Below are 528 nucleotides of genomic sequence, written 5' to 3' on the forward strand. Positions count from 1 at the left end.
CTCTTCCTGTGGGTACTGAGATGTTTCACTTCCCCACGTTCCCTCTACCCGCCCTATATATTCAGGCGGGAGTCACCAGGTCACCACAAGGGGCCTGGCGGGGTTTCCCCATTCGGAAATCCTCGGATCACAGCTCGTTTATCAGCTCCCCGAGGCTTATCGCAGATTACGACGTCCTTCTTCGGCTCCAGATGCCAAGGCATTCACCGTTTGCTCTTATGAACTTGCTAATCACATGAGTTAAGAAACTACAACTCGAAAAGTTGCAGATCCAATGATTTGCATGACCGCAGCCCGAAAGCCGCGCCATGCGAATCTTGTCGATCCACGACCGAAGCCGTGAATCTAAGATGCTCGCGTCCACTGTGTAGTTCTCAAAATACGGGCGGTATCCCTCTCCCACACACCCAGGCGTGAGAAAAAGATCCAGAGAGTCGACCCCGCCACCCGAAGGCAGCCGGCCCGGTCCCTCAGGACCCAACAGCGTGCATGTACCCGACTCCACCGCCCCGACGCGTTCCCAACCCG

1 rRNA gene is annotated in these 528 nt (G+C 56.1%); it reads right to left on the reverse strand.

The window, feature by feature from the left end:
* Positions 1-230 (reverse strand): 23S ribosomal RNA (locus tag C5D09_RS17035); the annotation flags it as partial.
* Positions 231-528: the final 298 nt, after the last annotated feature.

Origin of the sequence: Rathayibacter sp. AY1C9 (assembly GCF_002932315.1) — a bacterium.
GTDB lineage: Bacteria > Actinomycetota > Actinomycetes > Actinomycetales > Microbacteriaceae > Rathayibacter.